A 22,710-nucleotide genomic window follows, 5' to 3' on the forward strand; every position below is an offset into this window, starting at 1 on the left:
TTTACTGCCTTTAAAGCATTGGTTTTAATATATCAAACATAGCGTCTATGTGATCGTCTCGCTCGTTTAGTGCAGCAATGTAACGGTATTTTTCACCGCCGGCATGTTCAAAAATTTCACGGTTTTCGCCCTCTAACTCCTCGAGGGTTTCTAAGCAGTCAGCACTAAACGCGGGGCTAATTATGGCAATATCTTTAATGCCTTGTGCAGGAAAGCTTTCAAGGGTAGCGTCGGTATAAGGCTTTAACCATTCTGCTTTACCAAAGCGGCTTTGAAAGGTACTTATTACTTGGTCTTTATCAAGGCCAAGCTTTTCGATTACTAAACGTGTGGTTTGTAGGCATAAACAGTGATACGGATCGCCTCGTTCTAAAAATAGTTTAGGCATACCATGGTACGAAAAAACGAGTTTTTGTGGCATACCATTGGCTGCTAAATCTTCGCTAATACTATTAGCTAACGACTCTATGTAACGCGTATTTTTGTGATAGCCGTTTATAAAATGCAGCTCAGGAACCCAGCGCCATTTACGCAGCACGTTTGATACCGCGTCAAAGGTTGAGCCCGTAGTTGGGCTTGAGTATTGTGGGTATAACGGTAATACAATTATGCGCGTAAGGCCTTTATCGCGAAGTTGTTCCAACCCAGCTTCAATTGAAGGATTGCCGTAACGCATAGCCATAACCACTTCGGTATTGGTATAGCCATGCTCTTTTAATAGCGCATTTAATTTTAGGCTTTGCTGGCGAGTAATATGGGTAAGTGGTGAGCCGTTTTCGGTCCATATACTTTCATAAAGCTTGGCAGAGCGTTTTGGGCGAATACGTAAAATAATACCATGGAGAATAATCATCCATACAAAACGTGGTATTTCTACAATACGTGGATCTGATAAAAACTCACGTAAATAAGTACGCAAAGCACTTGCTGTTGGCGCATCAGGGCTGCCTAAGTTGGTGAGTAATATGCCTGTTTTTTGATTGAAACGCCCATCATGGGGATTATCGGTAACGGCAGAAAATCGCGACACGTTATGCTCCTTCAAGCAAAATATTCAGAAATAACTATTAAGGCATAGTGTAACGAAAAAAAGCACTGTTTAGATCAATCATTTAGTTGTTTTAATTATAATTTTAAAAAATCAGCACGATTAGATACTTTGAGGTTATTACTTTTTATATAAAAACTAAAAAACCTGCCACTTTAGTGCACTGTAAACACCAGGTTACAGACTGTAAAGCTAAGTAACCATGGTTTGGCTGTAAAATGAGCAGTCAGTGAGTTGAAGGCCAGTGTAAATAATACGTTAACTTTTTGATATTTAAAATAAAATGCCGAATTGCTGGTATTTTAACCTATTAAAGGTGTTAATTTTCTATTTTAGAAGTTATTTGCATACATAGACTAATTATTTATGCGTTTTAGTATCTTTTTATTTATATATGTTGCTAGGATGTTGGCAGCAAGGTTTGTATGTAACAGCCTTTCATAAATTATAAGAACACACAAAACAGGGTCGTCACTATGTCAACATATCGTTTAAACACACTCGCTGTTGCCGTTGCTTTTGCTTTTAGTGCACCAAGCATTGTTAACGCACAAGAAGCACCGGTTAAAGCTGTAAAAAATATTGAGCAAATATCAGTATTAGGATCACGCGTATCTAATCGTACTTCTACTGAATCCTCATCTCCTATTGATTTAATTGACGCGGACGATCTAAATAAAGGTGGCTTTACCGAACTTGGGCAAAGCTTACAAGCAACCGCACCTTCATTTAACTTTTCGCGTACGCAAGTATCTGACGGCTCTGATTTATTTAGACCTGCCACTTTACGTGGTTTACAGCCAGATCAAACACTAGTATTAATAAATGGTAAGCGCCGTCATAATCAAGCCATTTTTGGTTTAACAAGTACGGTTGGTGGTGGTTCAGCAGGCACCGATATGAATGCGATTCCGTTAGTTGCTTTAAAAGGTGTTGAAGTACTGCGTGATGGTGCTGCAGCACAGTATGGCTCTGATGCTATTGCAGGGGTTATTAACTTATCGCTTAACAATTCAACTGGCGTTACTACAGGTTATGTACAATATAGCGAAACCGGCGAAGGCGATGGCGAAACAGTATCGGTTGGCTTAAACCGCGGTTTTGATTTAGGCAGCGAAGGTGGGTTCATTAACCTATCACTTGAGCACCGTGATGCCGAGGGTACGAACCGTGCAGAGCGCGATATTGGCGGTTCACTCGATATAGCACCTGGTACGCTTTCTAAAGATGTACGCTGGAGCCAAGGTAATGCAGAGAGCGAATTTACCTCATTATTTTATAATATGGCACTGCCCGTTGGTGGCGATAATGAACTTTACTCATTTGGTGGCTATTCTGAACGTACCGCTTTAGGTAATGGTTTTTACCGAAACTTTAATGAAGCTGGCAAAAACGTAACTCAAGTATACGCAGATGGTTTTTTACCGCAGATTTTTAACGAAGCACAAGATATTTCACTTGCGCTTGGACTTAAAGGCGAAATTAATACCGACTGGGGATACGATGTATCGGCGGTGTATGGTGAAAACCAATACGACTTTACTTCACGTAACAGCATTAATGCCTCGTATGCGGCAGAGTATGTTGCTAATAACCCAAATGCGAGTGACGCTGATATAGCGGCTAATGCGGGCCCAAGTGGTGGGTATTCAGGTGGTTTCCGTTTTGATCAAACTACAGTTAATGCCGACATTAATGGCATTATAGATATTGGTCGTAGTGAGCCTCTTTATTTGTCGTTTGGCGCAGAGTACCGTAAAGAAAATTACGAAATAGTCCCAGGGGAAGAAGCTTCTTATGCGTGTGGTTTAGCTAATATGGATACCTCGTATCCGTCAGTTAACGATGCTAATCAATTTGCAGAGTGTGGTTTTCAAGCTTATAACGGTTTGCGCCCTGAAGCGTCAAATTCACAAAGCCGCGACAGTTATGCATTTTATGTAGATGCTGAAACCATGATCACCGATGCATGGAACGTAAGTGGTGCACTGCGCTACGAAGACTTCTCGGATGCAGGCGATGATTTAATTGGTAAATTAGCAACGCGTTATGAGTTTAATGATGACTTTGCCGTGCGCGCTGCTGCATCTACAGGCTTTAGAGCACCGTCGTTACAACAAAGTGGCTATACAGCGTTTACCACTAACTTAGGCTCAGACGGCACGTTAAGCCAATCGTTTACAGCAACCACAGGTTCGGCATTTCCTTCTGCTTTAGGGGTTAATAGTTTAGAGCTAGAAACATCTAAAAACTTAAGCGCAGGCTTTGTTTATGATGTAACCAGCGAGCTTTCGTTAACGGTTGATTTTTACCACGTAGAAATTAAAGACCGTATAACGCTAGGTAGTTTATTATCAGCAGATGATGTGGCATTTAGTGCAGAGGCAGTTGCTGCATTACAAGCAACCGGTGCAGTGCAAGCAAACTATTTCTCAAATTCTTTAGATTCAACTACGCAAGGTGTTGATATTATTGCATCTTACCGTACTGAATTGGACGGTGGTAACTTAGGTATTACTTTTGCGGGTAACCTAAACGAAACTAAAATTGATAATGTAAATGCAGCACCCGGTATTCCAAAAAATGTCGCGCTTGATGATATACAAAGCAGCTTTTTAACGGACGGCCAACCAGGTGAGCGTGGTACGTTAACCTTTGATTATGAGCGCGATGCTTATAGTTCAATGATACGCTTTAACTACTTTGGCGAAACCGATGTTAAATACTTTGCTAACGACCATATTTCGTTACCTGGGTTTTTATCACCTACGGGTTCGTTTAAGCCTACCAGCACGGTTGAGTCAGCAGTATTGGTTGATTTAAACGTGACTTACCAAATTAACGATACGTTTGCTGTATCGGTTGGTGCTGATAACGTATTTGACGAAACGCCAGATGAATTAGGTGATGATGAAGTACTTAACTTTATCTCTAATGGCGGATTTAAATACCCATTACGTGCCGTACCTTATGGTTTTGATGGCCGTAGCTACTATGCAAAATTAAGCTTTAGCTTTTAATATTTAATAGCAGCTAAACAGTAACAAGCGCAGTTATTTACTGCGCTTTTTTTTGCCTTAATTTTATACAAATGAGGGCTGTGAAATAGGAGGAAAAGGGGGTGTGACATATTTTTTAAATGGCGCTTTAAATCACTTGCAAGCTTGTAAATTAAGCATACAATCGCCATATATAAGTAACCTGAACTTTGGATAATAAATATATCTCAAGCAGCTACTTTCAGCGCTAACTGCGTTGAATTTACTTGCAATAGGCCAGCTATTGACGCGTAAATTCGCCTTGTTTTCACTGAAAATCTCTGGCTAGAGAAAATAAATTTAAATATAACTATGATTTAGTACGTTAGTAAATCTCTTAACCAGAGTTCAGGTTAAGTAACATACAATCTATTTTATAATTAGTTGGTTTATAGGAAAAATGATGACTAAAAAATCGAAAACAAAAACGGCCACTAACAGCGCCGTAGATACTGGCCGCGGTGTTATAAAGCACAATGCGTTGGCTGCACTAGTTACCTCTAAAGTGTTTAAACCACAAGTGGTTAAAGCTAAAAAAGGTAAAGGCTCTTTTAAGCGCAGCAACAAACATGCAGGACAAGAGTCCTATTTAATCGCCGCTTAAATAGCTGTGATCAAATAGGGCTTTTGCTAATGCTTTTAGTTATTTGGTACTAGCTTAACTTATTACTTTCGCCTCGCACCTGTTGCTAACAGTGCAATGTAAACTTCCACCTTCAGCTAGCCACCGCGCTTGGCTAGTCTCTACCTGAAACTTAATGCCTGAGCGCTATTTTATTCTAGCCTCGTTACTTTGATTTTAATTTTACCGGCGTTAGCGCCATAAAATCGGCTTAAGTCGTTGGCAAATGGGGTAAATTCACCTGATTGCACCATTTTAACATCTGCGCCGTCGGCTATTGCAAATAAGTTCTTGTCACTTTTATTAATAGCGCCAATTAACGAAAACCACTGTGCATTTGGTAGTCGTCTAAATGGCTCGAGCAATGCCATAGAGATTTCTTTTACGCCAAGTTGCACGTCATCGCGGTGCCAGCCAAGCGCAGTACATTTTATACCGTCGTCGAACCAATACTGATCAGGGTAAGGGGTAAAGCGATACGTTGCGCCTTGCTCTAGCATTAAACCAGTGGCGTTGTAGGCTTCGCTGGCAAATACCACCACATCTTGGCTTTGCTTTACTGCCAGTACGCTCATATTTTGGTTAGCAAGCATAATATGTGCACTTAACCCGGTAAAACTAAGTTGGGTATTATCGTTATAGATTATTTTATAAGGCAGGTTTTTAAGTGACTCTGGGCGGTAACTGGTGAGTTTGTTAATGCGTTCGGCCACGCTGTGGTGCACTAATGGCTCAAGGGGACTTGGTTCGTTATCTATCAGTACATAGCATTCTCTATCTACTAGTTTAAAAAATGGGTTAAACCAAAAATAATTTTGCTGATGGCTTAATGCCAACGGGTCGGGTGTAATTGTTATATCGTCTTGCGCGATTACTTTATTGTTAGGAAGTAAGGCTGCATAGTCAATATCGTGACTGGTTAAAAAGGTGATATTTAACGGCTGCGAGATTAACCACTCTATTGCATAGCGCAAGCAAATATCGGCTAAACCATCGCGATAGTAACCGCCACCAATATCAGAATGCGCACCAGCAAACCACAATTCGGTAATGTTGCTTTGTTGGTTCATTAGTGTGGGTTCAAACGCGCGACGCTTTTCATCCAGGGCTACAAAATGTAAGGCTTGAGTAACATTACTTGCTATGGTGTGGTTTTCAAAAATTACATGCTCTGCGCCACGGGTCGCTTTGGTTATTTTTGATAAACCAATAGAGGCAATAGTGTCAAATACACACAGGTATACTTGCTCACTTATTAATGGTTCTAATAATTTTGCTAAGCGCCTAGCGAGTGCAGCGCCTCGGCTAAAACCAGTTAATAAGACAATGTCGCCTAGCTTATAATGGCTTTTAAAATCACTTAGGGCTTGTTTTAAAATGCTAGCTACATCGTCGTTACGTGGTGCGAGTGTTTGATTTAAAAAACGTTTTAAGCGGCTGCCTTTAGTACCAATACCTTGATAATAAAAACTAAGTTGATTGGTTAATTTAGTATTAGGAGAGTTATTAAGTTGTCCGCCAGCGAGTAAGTGTAGTTTAAGAATATTAGAAATACTGCTGTCTTCTTTAAAATGATCAGCACTAAACTGCTCGGCGTCTCTAGGCTCAGCACCGGTGCCATCAAAGTTAAAAATGAGTGTTTTAGCCGTCATTGCATATTACCTCCTAAGCTTTTTTACTTTATACCCAAAGCAAGCCTTTGAAATGCTGAACTTTGCATTTTGAGATGGTTTGGATATATAACGTAAAAGTGTTAAATATTAATGACAGCGGTAATAAATTCACCGCTGTGGTGTTTAAACTCTGCAAAACTTTAATGTAACTTCATTTTAGGGCGTACCACGCGCAGTATTTTTTCGCTGATCCACAAGGCAAAGGTTTTTGCACTGCCGTGAATGGCGCGTTGATGCATGCGATAGAGCGAAATATACATAAAGCGGGCAATTTTACCTTCAATAAAAAAGCTATTACTGGTGAGATTACCCATTAAATTACCAACTGTACTGTAGCGAGACAGATTAACTAAAGAGCCGTGATCGCTGTACTTAAAGCCACTCAATGGTTGCTGTTTTAATGTGGCTATAAGATTTTTTTCAACACATTGCGCCATTTGATGCGCCGATTGCGCCCGCGGTGGCACTTGTTTGCCGTCGGCTTGGGTAAAGGCGCAGCAATCGCCCAATACAAAAATGCTGTCATCAACCGTGCTTTGTAAAAATTGGTTTACTTGAATTTGATTGCTGCGAGTGAGCTCAAAAATACCTAGGTCTTTAATAAAATCAGGAGCTTTTACTCCTGCAGCCCAAAGCATAATATCGGCATTAATGTGCTCATTGTCTTTGGTAATGAAGCCGTGCTCGGTGGCCTCTTTTACTTGCGTTTGTTCGCGTACATTAACCCCTAATTTTAGCAGCTCGCGCTTGGCACTAACGGCAATGCGCTCGGGCAGTGCGGGTAAAATACGTGGCCCGGCTTCAATTAAATGAATATGTAAACGTTTGGACGACATATTAGTTAAGCCGTATAGCTTTAATAACTCAGAAACATGATACAACTCAGCCGAGAGTTCTACACCGGTTGCGCCGCCGCCCACAATGGCAATGTTTAAAGATTGTTGTTGATTGTCGTCTTGGTGCAGGCGGGTAAAACTGTCGAGTAACGAATGCTGAAAGCGCTCTGCTTGCTGATTAGAATCTAAAAAATAGCAATGCTCTTTTATACCAGGGGTATTAAAGTCGTTACTTACGCTGCCTATGGCAATAACAAGATGGTCGTAGCGCACGTTGCGCTCGGGTAAAATAGTGTGGCCTAATTCGTCATAAAGTGGTGCGAGGGTAATAGTTTTATTGCTTTGGTCAATATTACAAAATGTACCAAGCTGAAAGCGATAATGATGTTTAGCAGCATGAGCGCTGTACACTACGCCATCTAAATCTGGGTCAATAGAACCGGTCGCTACTTCGTGCAGTAACGGCTTCCATATGTGGGTGCGGTTTTTATCTATGAGTAGTATGTCTGCGTGTTTTTTCTTTCCTAGTTTATGTCCTAGTTGGGTTGCAAGCTCTAATCCGCCAGCCCCACCGCCAATAACGACGACTTTAGGTGTGGTAATATTCATAACGCTGCCTTTAAAAATAATATACCCAAATAATCTATGTAGAATTATTTTTTTGAGGTTACTTGGGTATGAATCAAGTTATTTTGGCAAAGGCTAAACTCGTTATTGATATGGCTATATTCTGCGCCTAAATAAAGGATGTGTCAGCAAAAAATAATGAATAAGTTATACTCACACTTTTAAAGCTAAATAGTGTGTATTTTTATACTTACTTAGGTTTTACCGTGTAGGAATATTTTTCCTTTTGAGGGAAATATTTAAACAGGATATTTTATGACCCCTTCATTAATTCAATCACTTGAGCAACACTTTGGCTTTAATCAGTTTAGAGGCGGGCAGCAGCAAACCATAGAGCAGTTGTTAAATGGGCAATCGTCGTTGGCTATATTTCCCACCGGCTCGGGTAAGTCTTTGTGTTATCAATTAACCGCGTTGCATTTACCACATTTAACCTTAGTGGTGTCGCCATTATTGGCATTGATGAAAGATCAAATTAGCTTTTTAAACAGCAAAGGTATTTATGCTGCCAGCCTTGATTCGAGCCAAGACCAAATGCAAAGCAGCACAGTAATGAACGATGTTCGCAGCGGTAAAGTTAAAGTGTTAATGGTGTCGGTTGAACGCTTTAAGAACGAGCGTTTTAGAGAGTTTATTAATCAAATAGCAGTGTCTATGTTGGTTGTTGACGAAGCGCACTGTATTTCTGAGTGGGGACACAACTTTAGACCCGACTACTTAAAACTACCACGCTACCGTGAAGAGCTTAATATTCCGCTGGTATTATTATTAACCGCCACCGCGACTAAAAAAGTAAAGCGCGATATGGCCGAGCGCTTTGCCATTGCCCCAGAATGCATTGTACAAACCGGTTTTTACCGCGCTAATTTAGACTTAAGTGTGCTGAGTGTAAAAACGGCGGATAAAAATACCGAGCTTGCTAACATTATTAGCGCACAAAATGGCCCAGGTATTGTGTATGTTACCTTGCAGCAAAGTGCCGAACAAGTGGCTAATATGCTAAGCAATCAAGGGCTGCAAGCGGTGGCGTATCATGCTGGGCTTGAAGATACACTTAGATGGCAAATTCAAGATGACTTTATGGGTGGTAAAATTAATGTAGTAGTGGCTACGATTGCTTTTGGAATGGGCGTAGATAAAGCCGATATTCGCTTTGTTATTCATTACGACTTACCTAAATCGATTGAAAACTACAGCCAAGAAATAGGCCGAGCAGGGCGCGATGGTAACCCGTCACAGTGTTTTACCTTAGCCAACCTTGATGGGTTAAATACAGTAGAGAACTTTGTGTATGGCGACACCCCAGAGCTAAGCGGTATTGAGCATGTAATTAACGATATTCGCCAGCACCACAGCTCGCAGCAGCAATGGGAAATGCAAGAATATAGCCTTTCAAGCGACAGTAATATTAGGCAACTTGCGCTTAAAACTTTGTTAGTACAGCTAGAAATACAAGGTGCAATTACGCCGCAATACGCTTACTACGCCGATTTTAAATATAAGTTTTTGGTTGATAAAAACGAGTTGCTAGGCCAGTTTGATGAGCAGCGCCAAGCATTTTTAACGCAAATATTTAGCCATACCGATTTTAAAAAAGTATGGGGCACGCTTAATTTTGATAGCCTGACACAAGCCGGGCAAGTCGATCGAAAACGAGTGGTTGCGGCGCTTGACTACTTAGCCGAAAAACAGCTTATTACCCTAGAAACCAAACGTATTACCCAAGTGTATAAAGTGCATAGTGAGGTGATAAACAACCCTGAACTTGCGCAGCAACTGCATGATTATTTTACCGATAAAGAACAAGCCGAAATAAAACGTATAGCTGCATTGGTACGCTTTTTTGAGTTGCAAAGCTGTTTAAGCTACAACCTTGCCCGTTATTTTGACGATCAAAATGCGCCCCAGCAATGCGGCCATTGCTCAGTATGCAGAGGCCACAGTGTTAAGCTTGAATATTCAGTGCAAGCAGATGTTGTTGATGAGAGTGTAATTTATCAAAAAGTAGATGAGTTTTTACAGCACCTAGCCAGTAAAGGCATTAATAACGTAGGTATAGAAACCCAATGTCGCTTTTTAGCGGGCATGAGCGTGCCTTTATTTGCACGCAATAAAGTGCGCCAATTGAGTGGTTTTGCGCTGTGTGAAGCGATGCGCTACAGTGATATTAAAGCGAAATTACTGGCGCGTCAGCTAGCATAATATTAGCTAAATTTAACCTAGTTAGCCTTTAAAATAGCCCCTAGAGATAGATTTACTCTGCCGATTTGAGCTTAGTTGGTGTATCCTAGTGGCTTACTTTATTTTATTAAGCCACTATGCCTCAAATTGTTATTCCGGTTAAAAACCTCACCACCACCCCAGAGCCTGTTACGTGTGCTAATTGCCAAGCCTGTTGCTGCCAATTAGAAGTACGCATAGTGACAGATACCGGTGTGCCATTTCATTATATTGAATACGATAAATGGGGCAGCGAAGTAATGAAACGTGCCGATGATGGCTGGTGCCAAGCCCTCGATCGCAACACACTCATGTGTTCTATTTACGAAAACCGCCCGTTAGTGTGTCGCGAATTTGAAATGGCGTCGGATGAGTGTATTACCGAGCGCGAGCTAGGCGGAATTTAAATTATTACAGCAAACGTAAAAAGGGCCCAAGGCCCTTTTTAAATGTGTACTAATTTAATGTAATTGGTATAACTATAAAACTAATAGCAGCCGATTATTAATCGTATTTAGCTTCAAGCTCTTGTGCGGTATGAAATTTTTCATGGCTTTGTAATTGCTCATCGTACTTAACTAGGTTTTTAAAGTGCGCTAGTTGACCTGAGTTTTTAACAATTTCGACAATAAACGACATCATAAAATCGGCGCCGGTTAGGGTATCGCCTACTAAGTAACGTTTGCCTGCTAGGCGATCGTTAAAGTAGCTTATTACTTTAGCTGTTTCGGCGTCGGCGTAACCTTCTAAAAACTGGGTTTTAGCGCCATCTTTTAATACAAACATTTTAAGCAGCAGCGGTAAAATAGCTGAGCTTTCGGCAAAGTGTAGCCATTGCTGATAATCAACATAATCGCTAGTGCCTGCTTTAGGCGCAAACTTTCCGTTACCGTATTTAGTAATGAGGTAATCGGTAATTGCGCCCGACTCGGCAACAATAATCCCATCATCTTCTATCACCGGCGACTTACCAAGCTGATGAATATGTTTAAGTTCATCTGGGGCTAAAAAAGTGTCTTTATTACGTTGGTAAGCAACTATTTCATAATCTACGGCTAATTCTTCTAGTAACCAGATAATACGTTTTGAGCGTGATTTATTTAAATGATGTAGCTTGATCATAGTAATCCTTGTTGCGTTGCTACTTTATATAGACAGCAACGCATTAAATTTAAAGTGGGCTGTTAATTTTAACTACGGTTTTGCCGAAGTTTTTTCCGCTGATCATATCGTTAAAGGCAGTAATGGTATTTTCGATGCCTTCTACCATATGTTCGCGGTATTGAATTTTTCCATCTTGTAGCCATTGCTGCATAGCGGTTGCAAACTCATCATAACGATGGCCATAATCGTCAAAAATAATAAAGCCTTGCATTTTAATACGCTTAGAGAGAATTTGCCCCATTAGCATACCCAAACGATCAGGGCCTTCTGGTAAGCTAGTTGCGTTATACTGCGACACTAAACCACACACAGGTACGCGTGCTGATGTATTGAGAAGTGGCAATACGGCGTCGAATACCTTACCGCCCACATTTTCATAATAAACATCAATACCGTTATCACAGGCTTGTTCAAGTTGCTGTGCAAAATCATCTGCTTTGTGATCAATACAGGCATCAAAACCTAATACTTCTACTGCGTGCTTACATTTTTCACTGCCACCGGCAACGCCGACGACTCTACAGCCTTTAATTTTTGCAATTTGGCCAACGGTAGCGCCCACAGGGCCTGTTGCTGCAGCAACGACCACGGTTTCACCTGCTTTAGGTGCACCAATATCAAGTAATCCCATATAAGCGGTAAAGCCCGGCATTCCCATAATACCTAGTGCATACGAAGGATTAGCAGGCTCTTTGCCTAATTGCATTAACCCTTCGCCGTTGCTAATAGCGTAGTCTTGCCAGCCAGTGTAAGCCAATACCCATTCGCCTTCGCTAAAGGAGTCGTTTTTAGACTCTTGAACTTGGCATACAGTTGCCCCAACCATCACGTCGCCAACATTTACTGGGTCGGCATACGATTTAGCGTCGCTCATGCGGCCACGCATGTAAGGGTCAAGGGATAAGTAAATGGTACGCAGTAATACTTCACCATTTTTTAATGGCGGCAGCTCTAGTGTTTTTAATGCAAAGTTTTCATCGGTAGGAGCACCGTGTGGGCGTGATGCTAACGTGAGTTGTCGACTGGTTACTGACATATAAAATCTCCAATAGATGAGTGAACTACTTTGATCTGAATGTTTTAGTTTGTGTTTAAAGCAAAGTTGAAACTAAACAATAATGCGCAGATAAGTAGTAAGAAACCTGAGCTCCGGATAATAAACTTATCTCAAGCAGCTATTTTCAGCGCTAACTGCGTTGAATTTACTTGCAATAGGCCAGCTATTGACGCGTAAATTCGCCTTGTTTTCACTGAAAACCTCTGGCTAGAGAAAATAAAAATCAAATATAACGATGATTCAATACGTTAGTAAATCTCTTAACCAGAGCTCAGGTTAAGTATGTATATCTTAATACAGGAGTTTTGGGCACACGGTTAAAAAATCAACCCCAAGGTGTGAGTATTTACTCTAAGGTGAGTTTATAAGTGGATTAACTGATTTTTATAGCGCTATAACTTTTATTTAAACTATTCTAAAATGAATGCTATTAACTCAACAACAATAGATGCGAAATTATTATGCACCCACACATTAGTAAGCTTTATAACAGTGCGTTAAAGCCAAGCCGATTAATTATAGGCCTAATGAGTGGTACCTCGTTAGATGGACTTGATGTTGCCTTATGTAAAATAACTGCCGCGGGTGTGCATACCCAAATTGAGGTTTTAAAGTTTACTACGGTTGATTATAGCGATGATTATAAAACAAAAATAAAGCAGGTATTTGCCAAGCGTGAATGCAACTTAGAATACCTTACGTTACTGCACCCTTGGGTTGGTAAATTACATGGCGACATGGTTAATCAGTGTTTAAACAGCTGGCAGGTAAACCCAGCCAATATAGATGTAATAGCCAGCCACGGACAAACTATTTACCACTGTCCTAAAAGCCAGCATCAGTATAACGATTTTAACAATGGCACTTTACAAATTGGCGACAGCGACCAAATAGCCGTTACTACAGGTATTACTACCATTGGCGATTTTAGGCAAAAGCATATAGCAGCAGGCGGCGAGGGCGCACCACTTGCCGTGTATGGTGATTATTTGTTTTTTTCAAGCTCTGACGAAAACCGTATTTTGCTCAATATGGGCGGTATAGCTAACCTCACTTTTTTACCCCAAAATGGCGATAGCAACGCAGTATTTAGCTCTGACATTGGCCCATGTAATACCATTATGGATGCCTATGTGCAGCGTTATTTTAATAACATGCATTACGATGAAAACGCTGCGATAGCGAAAGCGGGCGTTATTAATACTGCGTTACTAACAGCGCTTTGCGACAATCATTTTTTAACCCTAAAAATGCCAAAAACTACTGGCCCTGAAGTGTTTAATCTGGCTTATTTAGAGGCTGCGCAACAGGCTTCAAATACCCAAAAGTTAAGTCATCAAGACGTAATGGCCACCTTAAACCGCTTTACCGCAGAGGTTATTGCCAATGCGCTAAATACGTGTGTAAAAATGGCGCCCAATAGTGTGGTGTATGCCAGTGGCGGCGGCATTCACAATTTACTCTTAATGCAACATTTAGTAACGCTTTGTCCGGCCATAAAAGGTTTTAAAAATACTCACGCATTAGGGGTTGATCCCGACGCGAAAGAAGCGGTACTTTTTGCTATTTTAGCTAACGAATGCTTAGCCGGTGAGCAGCTACACCTTGATAATAAAGCCCAAGGAATTGCAGGCGTTACTATGGGTAAAGTGAGTTTTGCAGATTGAAACCACATATTCTAAGCTTAAGTTTTTAGGTGAGACCTAGCCAAACTCACTGTTTGGCCTTTGCATAACTGCGACTTACTGTTTTAGGGTAAGCTTATTTTTTTGCGCTGCCATTAGCGTGAATATTGTTTTGTAGTAATTAATTGCAGCTGCGCTTTAATTATTATAAAAATGTTATTGCTTATTTACTTTTTAAAGATGCACCAATCCTCCCTTAGTTTCGCCCCTCAGGCCTTAGTGGTGCACTTTTATAACTAAAAAGACCAAACCCATCCAAATCAACTATGCGCTTTTTTAAAACATAAGGCATAGTTATTAAATGCAGTGTAAATGGGCTGTTAATAACTATTTTAGACTATATATATTCATATAATCTGAATGTATATTCATTTCTTAGTTGACTCAGCGTTATTTTACGGCTAGTTTTTATCCCCCTTTGATTAAAGTTTTCACTAATAAATACTGCACTATACAAATTCAAAAAGATTTTACAGTGGCTGTTTTAGGCATTTTAACGATTTTTTGAATGAGATAAGCGCATACCTCGAGTATATAAAAATATATGACTTAATTAGTAAGCACAATTTAGCTGATAGCAATAGGCTGATGAAATAGGAATAAGTAATGAATGATATGAGCAAAAAATCCCAAGGTCTTTATCGCGCTGAATTTGAACATGACAGTTGCGGCATTGGCTTTGTCGCTAACCTTAAGGGTAAAAAGTCACACGATATTATCGAAAATGCACTCACCATGCTCAGCTGCATGGAACATCGTGGTGGAACAGGGTTTGACGTTAAAAGTGGTGATGGTGCTGGTATTCTTATTCAAATTCCTCATGAGTTTTTCCGTCAAGAAACCGCAAAGCTAGGGTGGACGCTGCCAAGCGCCTTAAACTATGGTGTGGGGATGATTTTTTTCCCGCGCGATAAAGCACTTAGCGACGCGTGTAAAAAAATACTAAATCAAAATATTGCCGAACTGGGTTTAACCTTAATAGGGTATCGGGATGTTCCGGGCGATAACTCTATGTTAGGCGCGGCTTCATTTGAAAGCGAGCCAAATATTGAGCAAGTGTTTATTGCTAAGCCGCAAGCGCTAAGCGCACAAGAATTTGAACGTAAGCTGTTTGTGCTGCGTAAATACACCTCGCATAAAATTAATGGTTTAGATTTCACCGAACGTGACGAATTTTATGTAACCTCAATGTCATCTACCAAAATTGTTTATAAAGGCCAGTTTACTACCGAGCAAGTGCGCCAGTATTACCTTGATCTGCAAGACGAGCGTACTATTTCGGGAATGGCGATGTTTCATTCTCGTTTTTCAACCAACACTTTTCCTGCTTGGCGCCGCGCGCAGCCGTTTCGTTATATAGCCCACAATGGTGAAATTAATACGGTACGCGGTAATATTAACTGGATGAATGCTCGTGAGGCATTGTTTAGCTCGGTTAATTTTAGCGATGCTGAATTGAATATGTTAAATCCGGTGTGTAATAACGATAACTCAGATTCGGCTAATCTTGATATGGCTATTGAGCTATTAGTGCTCAGCGGGCGGTCTTTGGCGCAAGTAATGATGATGATGGTGCCAGAAGCATGGCAAACACAAACCAATATGGATGCCACCAAGCGCGCATTTTATGAATACTATGCGTGTATTATGGAGCCTTGGGATGGCCCAGCATCGTTATCGTTTACCGATGGCAACGTTATTGGTGCAACACTTGACCGTAATGGTTTGCGCCCTTCGCGTTACTTGTTAACCGAAGATGGCACGCTAGTGATGGGCTCTGAAACCGGTGCATTGTGCGTTGATCAATCAACGGTTGTTGAAAAAGGGCGTTTGCAACCGGGTAAAATATTTATTGCTGACTTAGAGCAAGGTCGCATTATTAGTGATGACGAAGTAAAACAACACGTTAGCTCGGCTCAGCCGTATGCTCGTTGGTTAGCTGAAAACAAAATTGAATTAGACAATTTACCCGTTCCTAGCGCGTCTTTTGCCCAGCCGCCATTGGCAGAGCTGCGAAAAATACAAAAAGCATTTGGTTACACCAGCGAAGATCTTAACCTAGTACTGGCGGGTATGGTTGGTACGGCTAAAGAGCCACTAGGCGCTATGGGTACCGACACGCCGCTTGCAGTGCTGTCGCATCGCCCGCAACAATTATCACATTATTTTAAGCAGTTATTTGCGCAAGTAACCAACCCACCCATCGACCCTATTCGTGAAGAGTTGGTTATGTCGTTGCGCGGTTATATTGGCCGCTCACTTAACTTGCTCGATGAAACACCTGGGCATTGCCATAAGGTTGAAATAGAACAGCCTGTATTGACCAATGAGCAATTACGCAAACTACAGTATATAGATAACAATCATCTTCAAGCTAAAACGATCGACATTACTTTTAAAGCCAGCGGTGGGCCAGGTGCACTAAAAAGAGCACTGGATCGTATTTGTTTATATGCCAAAAATGCCGTTGAAGATGATTATGAAATACTCATTTTAAGTGACCGTGGCGTAGACAGCGACCATGTTGCTATACCTTCGGTATTGGCAACAGCAGCGGTGCATCACTATTTAATTCGTGAAAAACTACGCTCATCTGCCGATATAATTTTGGAGTCGGGTGATATACGCGAAACGCATCATTTTGCTACTGTTATTGGTTATGGCGCTGCGGCAGTTAACCCGTATTTAGCCCTAGAGAGCATGTATGGTTTACGTGATGAAGGCGTACTTGATACTAACTTAACAAATGAACAAATTACCCAAAAATACACCAAAGCGGTAGGCAGCGGCTTGTTGAAAACCTTCTCTAAAATGGGTATTTCAACGCTACAGTCGTATTTAGGTGCGCAAGTTTTTGAAGCCTTGGGCATTAACTCTGAGGTTATTGATCAGTACTTTACCGGTACGGTTAGCCGTATTGAAGGCTTAAGCCTAGATCAAATTGCCCAAGAGGCGCTATTACGCCACCGTGAGGGTTTCCCTGAGGCCAACCGCATTGCTATAGATAAACTACTGCCTACGGGCGGAGAATACTCGTGGCGTCATGATGGTGAACGGCACTTATTTAATCCCACGGTAATTCGCTTACTGCAGCATTCAACAGCCAGTAATAATGTTGAGCAGTTTAAGCAGTATGCAAAAACGGTGGACGATCAAAGTAAAGAAGCCTTTACCTTACGGGGTTTATTACAATTGAATAGCGATCGTCCTGCTATTGCCTTGAGCGAAGTGGAACCGGTTGCCAACATTTTTAAACGCTTTGCCTCGGGTGCTATGTCGTTTGGCTCAATTTCGTGGGAAGCACACACTACTTTAGCTATAGCTATGAACCGCATTGGCGGTAAAAGTAACAGCGGTGAGGGCGGCGAAGACCCAATTCGTTATACACCGCTTGAAAATGGCGATTCGATGAATTCGCGAATTAAACAAGTGGCTTCGGGTCGTTTTGGTGTTACTAGCCATTATTTAGCGAATGCCGATGAGCTACAAATAAAAATGGCGCAGGGCGCTAAACCGGGCGAAGGTGGGCAATTACCCGGCGATAAAGTAGATGCATGGATAGGTAAAACTCGTGGCTCTACGCCAGGGGTGGGCTTAATTTCGCCGCCGCCACACCATGATATTTATTCTATTGAAGATTTATCGCAACTTATTTTCGATCTTAAAAACGCCAACCGCGACGCGCGCATTAACGTTAAATTAGTATCAGAAGCGGGTGTAGGTACGGTTGCATCGGGTGTGGCAAAAGCCTATGCCGATGTGGTACTGATTGCGGGCCACGATGGCGGCACCGGTGCGTCACCACTGAGCTCAATTAAACATACGGGCTTACCGTGGGAACTGGGTTTGGCTGAAACGCATCAAACTTTGGTGCGTAATAAACTGCGTAGCCGTATTACGGTACAAACCGATGGGCAACTTAAAACGCCACGCGACTTAGCCATTGCAACGCTGCTTGGTGCAGAAGAGTACGGCATGGCTACCACAGCATTGGTGGTTGAGGGATGTATTATGATGCGTAAGTGTCATTTAAATACCTGCCCAGTTGGTATTGCCACACAAGATAAAGGCCTGCGCGACAAGTTTACTGGTCGTGCCGATATTTTAGTTAACTTTTTTACCATGATGGCAGAAGGTTTACGCGAAATTATGGCTGAGCTTGGCTTTAGAAGTATTGAAGAAATGGTGGGCCAAACTCAGTGCCTTACGCAGCGCAAAGATGTTGACCATTGGAAATACCAAGGCGTTGACTTAACTCCACTATTACACAAAGCAGAATGCGCTGAAAACGAAACTCTGTATCAATCAATAAAGCAAAAGCATTTAATCGACGACATTATCGATCGCAAAATGATCAAAGATGCTCAAGCGGCACTAGAGTCTGGGCAAAGTGTGGCGCTTGAATACGATGTGATTAACACCGACAGAACCATAGGGGCGATGATCTCTAACGAAATCTCTAAAAAGTACCATGCAGATGGCTTACCGCAAGATACTATTAAGGTTAAGTTTAACGGCTCAGCGGGGCAAAGCTTTGGTTGTTTTTCAACCAGGGGTTTACGTTTTGAACTTGAAGGCGATGCCAACGACTACTTTGGTAAAGGACTCTCTGGCGCAAATTTAGTGGTGTACCCTAGTAAACAAGCTAAGTTTGCTGCTAGTGAAAATATCCTCATTGGTAATGTGGCCTTTTTTGGAGCAACTTCTGGTAGCGCCTTTATACGCGGTATAGCGGGGGAGCGTTTTTGTGTACGTAACTCGGGCGCAACAGCCGTTGTTGAAGGTGTGGGGGATCACGGTTGTGAATACATGACCGGCGGTAAAGTGGTTATTTTGGGCGCAACTGGTCGAAACTTTGCTGCAGGTATGTCGGGCGGTGTTGCTTACGTACTTGATGTAAATAATGACTTTTCGGCTAAATGCAATATGGAAATGGTCGCACTTGAAAGTGTAGATACCGACGCTGAAAGCCACGAATTAAAAGTCTTAATTAGCCAACATTTTGATGCTACAGGTTCAGATGTTGCCAGTGATTTATTAAAAGATTGGAACAGCAATGTTAAGCGCTTTGTTAAAGTAATGCCGGTTGATTACAAACGCATGCAAGGTTATATGAATGATGTACGCAGTAGCGGAAAATTCACCTCAGAGTATGACATTGCCGTAGAAGCATTCGACATTCATTTAAACAACATAGCTAGCGCTAAAGCTTAAGCTGCCAAGGAGAATATATTATGGGAAATCCAACAGGGTTTATCAACGTAGGTCGTGCCTTGCCAACTGAGCGTAACGCAGGTGAACGTTTAATTGACTGGCTGGAAGTATATGAAGAAATACCACAAGCAGATGTAGAGCAGCAAGCTTCGCGTTGTATGGATTGTGGCGTGCCGTTTTGTCAGTCGGCAAAATCAGAATTTGCACCGGCAGTAGCTGGGTGTCCGGTAAATAATGTAATACCGGAGTGGAATGACTTAATTTATCGCGGCCGCTGGCAAGATGCAGTAGAGCTATTGCATAAAACCAATAACTTTCCTGAGTTTACTGGGCGTGTATGCCCAGCCCCTTGTGAGGGTGCATGTGTACTGGGTATTAACGCCGATCCGGTGGCTATTAAGTTACATGAAAAAGAAATTATTGATCATGCCTTTAAGCAAGGTTGGGTGGTTGCTGAGCCACCTGCATCTCGCACTGGTAAAAATGTAGCCGTAATTGGTTCGGGCCCAGCGGGCCTTGCCGCTGCAGCACAGTTAAATAAAGCTGGCCATATGGTTACTGTATATGAGCGCGCCGACCGCATTGGTGGCTTGCTAATGTATGGTATTCCAAACATGAAGCTACAAAAAGAATTAGTGCAACGTCGGGTTGATATTTTAGCCCAAGAAGGCATTGTTTTTGTTACTAATACTGAAGTAGGCAAAGACATTAGTGTGGCACAGTTAGAAACTGACTTTGACTCAGTCGTGTTATGTATTGGTGCCACAGTACCGCGCGACTTACCCGTTGCAGGGCGCGAACTTAACGGTGTGCATTTTGCGATGGACTTTTTAACAGCCAATACCAAAAGCTTGCTCGATAGCGAACATCAAGACGGAGCGTTCATTAATGCGAAAGGCAAAAATGTAGTGGTTATAGGTGGCGGTGATACCGGCACCGATTGTATTGGTACTGCGCTTCGCCATCAGTGTAAAAGTGCTATTCAGCTAGAAATTATGCCTCGTCCACCCGAGCAACGCGACGAGAGCAGCAATCCTTGGCCACAATGGCCGAAACGTTTGTTGGTTGATTACGGCCAAAAAGAAGCTATTGCAGTACAAGGCCAAGATCCACGTCAATATTTAGTGATGACTAAAAAAATTGAAAGTGACGGGCAAGGTAATGTTAAAGCTGTGCACACTGTAGATATTACTTGGCAACTTAACGATAAAGGGCAAATGGTGCCACAAGAAGTAGCGGGCAGTGAAAAGATAATTCCTGCCGATATAGTACTGATTGCTATGGGCTTTATGGGGCCAGAAGGTGGCCTTGTTGCACAATTTGGTTTAGAGCAAGATGCTCGCTCTAATATTGCAGCACAGTACGATAAGTTTGCTACAAGCAAGCCTGGCGTATTTGCCGCAGGCGATAGTCGTCGCGGACAAAGCTTAATTGTGTGGGCAATAGATGAAGGTCGACGCTGCGCGCGTGAGGTTGACAGCTATTTAATGGGTAAAAGCTATTTGCCTTAAAGCGATTACAAGTCTGTAAACTTTAACTGCTTTAAAAGTTAAAACCATCTATTATAGCAAGCCCTACCGCATTAATTATGCAAGGTGGGGCTTGTTTTTATAATTTATTCTATTAATAAACCTTGTAAAAAGTAGGTAAGGTAAGAAATGACTTCTGAAAAACCACGTAAATATTCACAAAAAATTGTAGATGGTAGCGCTCAGGCTCCTAGTCGTTCTATGTTACGAGCGGTAGGTTTTAATGATGACGATTTTAAAAAGTCTCAAGTTGGTATTGCCTCTACATGGTCTATGGTAACGCCGTGCAATATGCACATTAATACACTTGCCGAAGAAGTGGGTAAAGGCGTAGATAGCGCCGGTGCGAAAAGCGTTATATATAATACCATTACCGTATCCGATGGTATTTCTATGGGCACCGAAGGGATGAAATATTCTTTAGTATCACGCGAAGTAATTTGCGATTCAATAGAAGCGGTATCGGCGGGTATGGGCCACGACGGTATTATTGCTATTGGCGGTTGTGATAAAAATATGCCGGGTTGTTTAATGGGTTTAGCACGTTTAAACCGCCCCTCTATATTTGTGTACGGCGGTACAATTTTACCCGGTGAAAATCATACCGATATAGTCTCGGTATTTGAAGCGGTGGGCAGCTACGCGGCAGGCGATATTCCAATTACGCAATTAGAACATATTGAAAAAACAGCCATACCAGGGGCTGGTTCTTGTGGTGGTATGTACACGGCAAATACGTTAGCCTCAGCAATTGAAGCTTTAGGCATGAGTATGCCAAATAGTTCTGCGCAAAATGCTATTTCACAAAACAAAAAACAAGACTGTATTGATGCGGGTAAAGCGATTGTTTATTTGCTAGAGCATGACATTAAACCTTCCGATATTATGACCAAAAAAGCGTTTGAAAATGCAATTACGCTGATCATTACCTTAGGCGGCTCAACCAATGCGGTGCTGCATTTAATTGCTATGGCTGATGCGGTAGGCGTTGAAGTAACATTGGATGACTTTGTGCGTATTGGCGATAAAACACCAGTAATTGCAGACTTGCGCCCAAGCGGTCAATATTTAATGTCGGAGTTGATTGAAATTGGTGGCATTCAGCCACTGATGAAGCGTTTATTAGATGCCGGTATGCTGCACGGTGACTGTATGACAGTGACAGGCAAAACCATGGCCGAAAATTTAGCCGATGTAGCAGATTACCCAGCAGGGCAAAATATTATTTTACCTTTTGATAAGCCGATTAAAAAAGACAGTCATTTAGTTATATTAGCTGGCAACTTAGCGCCAGAAGGGGCAGTGTCAAAAATTACGGGTAAAGAGGGTTTACGCTTTACCGGCAACGCAAAAGTATATGACTCAGAAGAGCAAGGTTTTGCCGCTATTATAGATGGGCAAGTAGTAGCCGGAGACGTTGTAGTAATTCGCTATGAAGGTCCTAAAGGTGGCCCAGGTATGCGTGAAATGCTAAGCCCCACTTCAGCTATTATGGGTAAAGGTTTAGGTAACGATGTGGCGCTTATTACCGATGGTCGTTTTTCAGGTGGTAGTAGGGGTTTTGTTGTGGGGCACGTTACACCAGAAGCTTACGAAGGCGGCGCCATTGCACTAGTAGAAAATGGTGACAGCATTACTATTGACGCGCAAAGCCGTGAAATGACTCTTAATATTACTGATGAAGAAATGGCCAGTAGGAAACAACGTTGGCAACAACCTGCGCCAAAATACACCCGCGGATTACTAGCAAAATATGCCAGAACAGTAAGCTCAGCCTCTACCGGAGCCGTGACCGATAAGCCAAGTTAAGGCACAATTAATCGCTAAAATTAGTGATTAAACTCCCCTAAATAGAGCGAGTTTTAATCCGCAAAGATCAACACGCCCTAGATAACCTTGTTACTTTATTTGTAATTTAAGTAACAACACGCCCTGAGGTGGACAGCAAGCACTAAAGCTCACTTTCCACCGCAAATTTTAACAGCGGTGATCCCTTA

General features: G+C 41.9%; 13 protein-coding genes. 8 read left to right on the forward strand and 5 right to left on the reverse strand.

The window, feature by feature from the left end:
* Positions 1-10 precede the first annotated feature (10 nt).
* Entirely contained in the window at positions 11-1,030 is a 1,020-nt protein-coding gene (gene hemH / locus AAEZ22_RS13055) for a ferrochelatase (protein ID WP_011329752.1), read from the reverse strand.
* 494 nt (positions 1,031-1,524) lie between these two features.
* Between hemH and AAEZ22_RS13060 the strand changes: the two genes are divergently transcribed.
* The gene (locus AAEZ22_RS13060) at positions 1,525-4,068 is read left to right on the forward strand and encodes a TonB-dependent receptor plug domain-containing protein (RefSeq protein WP_352297519.1); all 2,544 of its coding nucleotides are present in this window, start codon (positions 1,525-1,527) and stop codon (positions 4,066-4,068) included.
* A gap of 421 nt (positions 4,069-4,489) precedes the next feature.
* Positions 4,490-4,690, forward strand: a complete 201-nt coding sequence (gene arfA, locus AAEZ22_RS13065; protein WP_192531769.1) for a ribosome alternative rescue factor ArfA — start codon at positions 4,490-4,492, stop codon at positions 4,688-4,690.
* A 170-nt stretch (positions 4,691-4,860) separates the two neighbouring features.
* Here arfA and AAEZ22_RS13070 read toward each other — a convergent pair whose 3' ends face one another.
* A complete protein-coding gene (locus AAEZ22_RS13070; protein WP_192531768.1) occupies positions 4,861-6,360 on the reverse strand; it encodes a phospholipase effector Tle1 domain-containing protein in 1,500 nt (499 codons plus the stop codon).
* A 161-nt stretch (positions 6,361-6,521) separates the two neighbouring features.
* Positions 6,522-7,826, reverse strand: coding sequence for an NAD(P)/FAD-dependent oxidoreductase (locus AAEZ22_RS13075; RefSeq protein ID WP_350551366.1), 1,305 nt, complete (start codon positions 7,824-7,826; stop codon positions 6,522-6,524).
* A gap of 273 nt (positions 7,827-8,099) precedes the next feature.
* Here AAEZ22_RS13075 and AAEZ22_RS13080 point away from each other — a divergent pair, with 273 nt between their 5' ends.
* Positions 8,100-10,046, forward strand: a complete 1,947-nt coding sequence (locus AAEZ22_RS13080; protein WP_352297524.1) for a RecQ family ATP-dependent DNA helicase — start codon at positions 8,100-8,102, stop codon at positions 10,044-10,046.
* Between the two features lie 116 nt (positions 10,047-10,162).
* Positions 10,163-10,471: a YkgJ family cysteine cluster protein gene (locus AAEZ22_RS13085; protein ID WP_176359701.1), complete on the forward strand. Its 309-nt coding sequence runs from the start codon at positions 10,163-10,165 to the stop codon at positions 10,469-10,471.
* Between the two features lie 97 nt (positions 10,472-10,568).
* Here AAEZ22_RS13085 and AAEZ22_RS13090 read toward each other — a convergent pair whose 3' ends face one another.
* The gene (locus AAEZ22_RS13090) at positions 10,569-11,186 is read right to left on the reverse strand and encodes a glutathione S-transferase family protein (RefSeq protein WP_011329762.1); all 618 of its coding nucleotides are present in this window, start codon (positions 11,184-11,186) and stop codon (positions 10,569-10,571) included.
* 49 nt (positions 11,187-11,235) lie between these two features.
* Entirely contained in the window at positions 11,236-12,264 is a 1,029-nt protein-coding gene (gene curA, locus AAEZ22_RS13095) for an NADPH-dependent curcumin/dihydrocurcumin reductase (RefSeq protein ID WP_197182345.1), read from the reverse strand.
* A gap of 482 nt (positions 12,265-12,746) precedes the next feature.
* On the opposite strand from curA, the gene AAEZ22_RS13100 reads away from it, so the two are divergent.
* The 4 genes from AAEZ22_RS13100 (at position 12,747) to ilvD (ending at position 22,522) form a co-directional block, all read left to right on the forward strand.
* Positions 12,747-13,952: an anhydro-N-acetylmuramic acid kinase gene (locus tag AAEZ22_RS13100; RefSeq protein ID WP_182683765.1), complete on the forward strand. Its 1,206-nt coding sequence runs from the start codon at positions 12,747-12,749 to the stop codon at positions 13,950-13,952.
* A 624-nt stretch (positions 13,953-14,576) separates the two neighbouring features.
* Positions 14,577-19,184: a glutamate synthase large subunit gene (gltB, locus tag AAEZ22_RS13105; RefSeq protein WP_193038855.1), complete on the forward strand. Its 4,608-nt coding sequence runs from the start codon at positions 14,577-14,579 to the stop codon at positions 19,182-19,184.
* Positions 19,185-19,204: 20 nt separating this feature from the next.
* A complete protein-coding gene (locus tag AAEZ22_RS13110; RefSeq protein ID WP_089369085.1) occupies positions 19,205-20,695 on the forward strand; it encodes a glutamate synthase subunit beta in 1,491 nt (496 codons plus the stop codon).
* Between the two features lie 147 nt (positions 20,696-20,842).
* On the forward strand, positions 20,843-22,522 hold the full coding sequence (ilvD, locus tag AAEZ22_RS13115; protein WP_011329767.1) for a dihydroxy-acid dehydratase: 1,680 nt from the start codon (positions 20,843-20,845) through the stop codon (positions 22,520-22,522).
* The last annotated feature ends 188 nt before the right edge of the window (positions 22,523-22,710 follow it).

It is taken from the genome of Pseudoalteromonas sp. 20-MNA-CIBAN-0454, assembly GCF_040308685.1.
Classification (GTDB): domain Bacteria; phylum Pseudomonadota; class Gammaproteobacteria; order Enterobacterales; family Alteromonadaceae; genus Pseudoalteromonas; species Pseudoalteromonas nigrifaciens.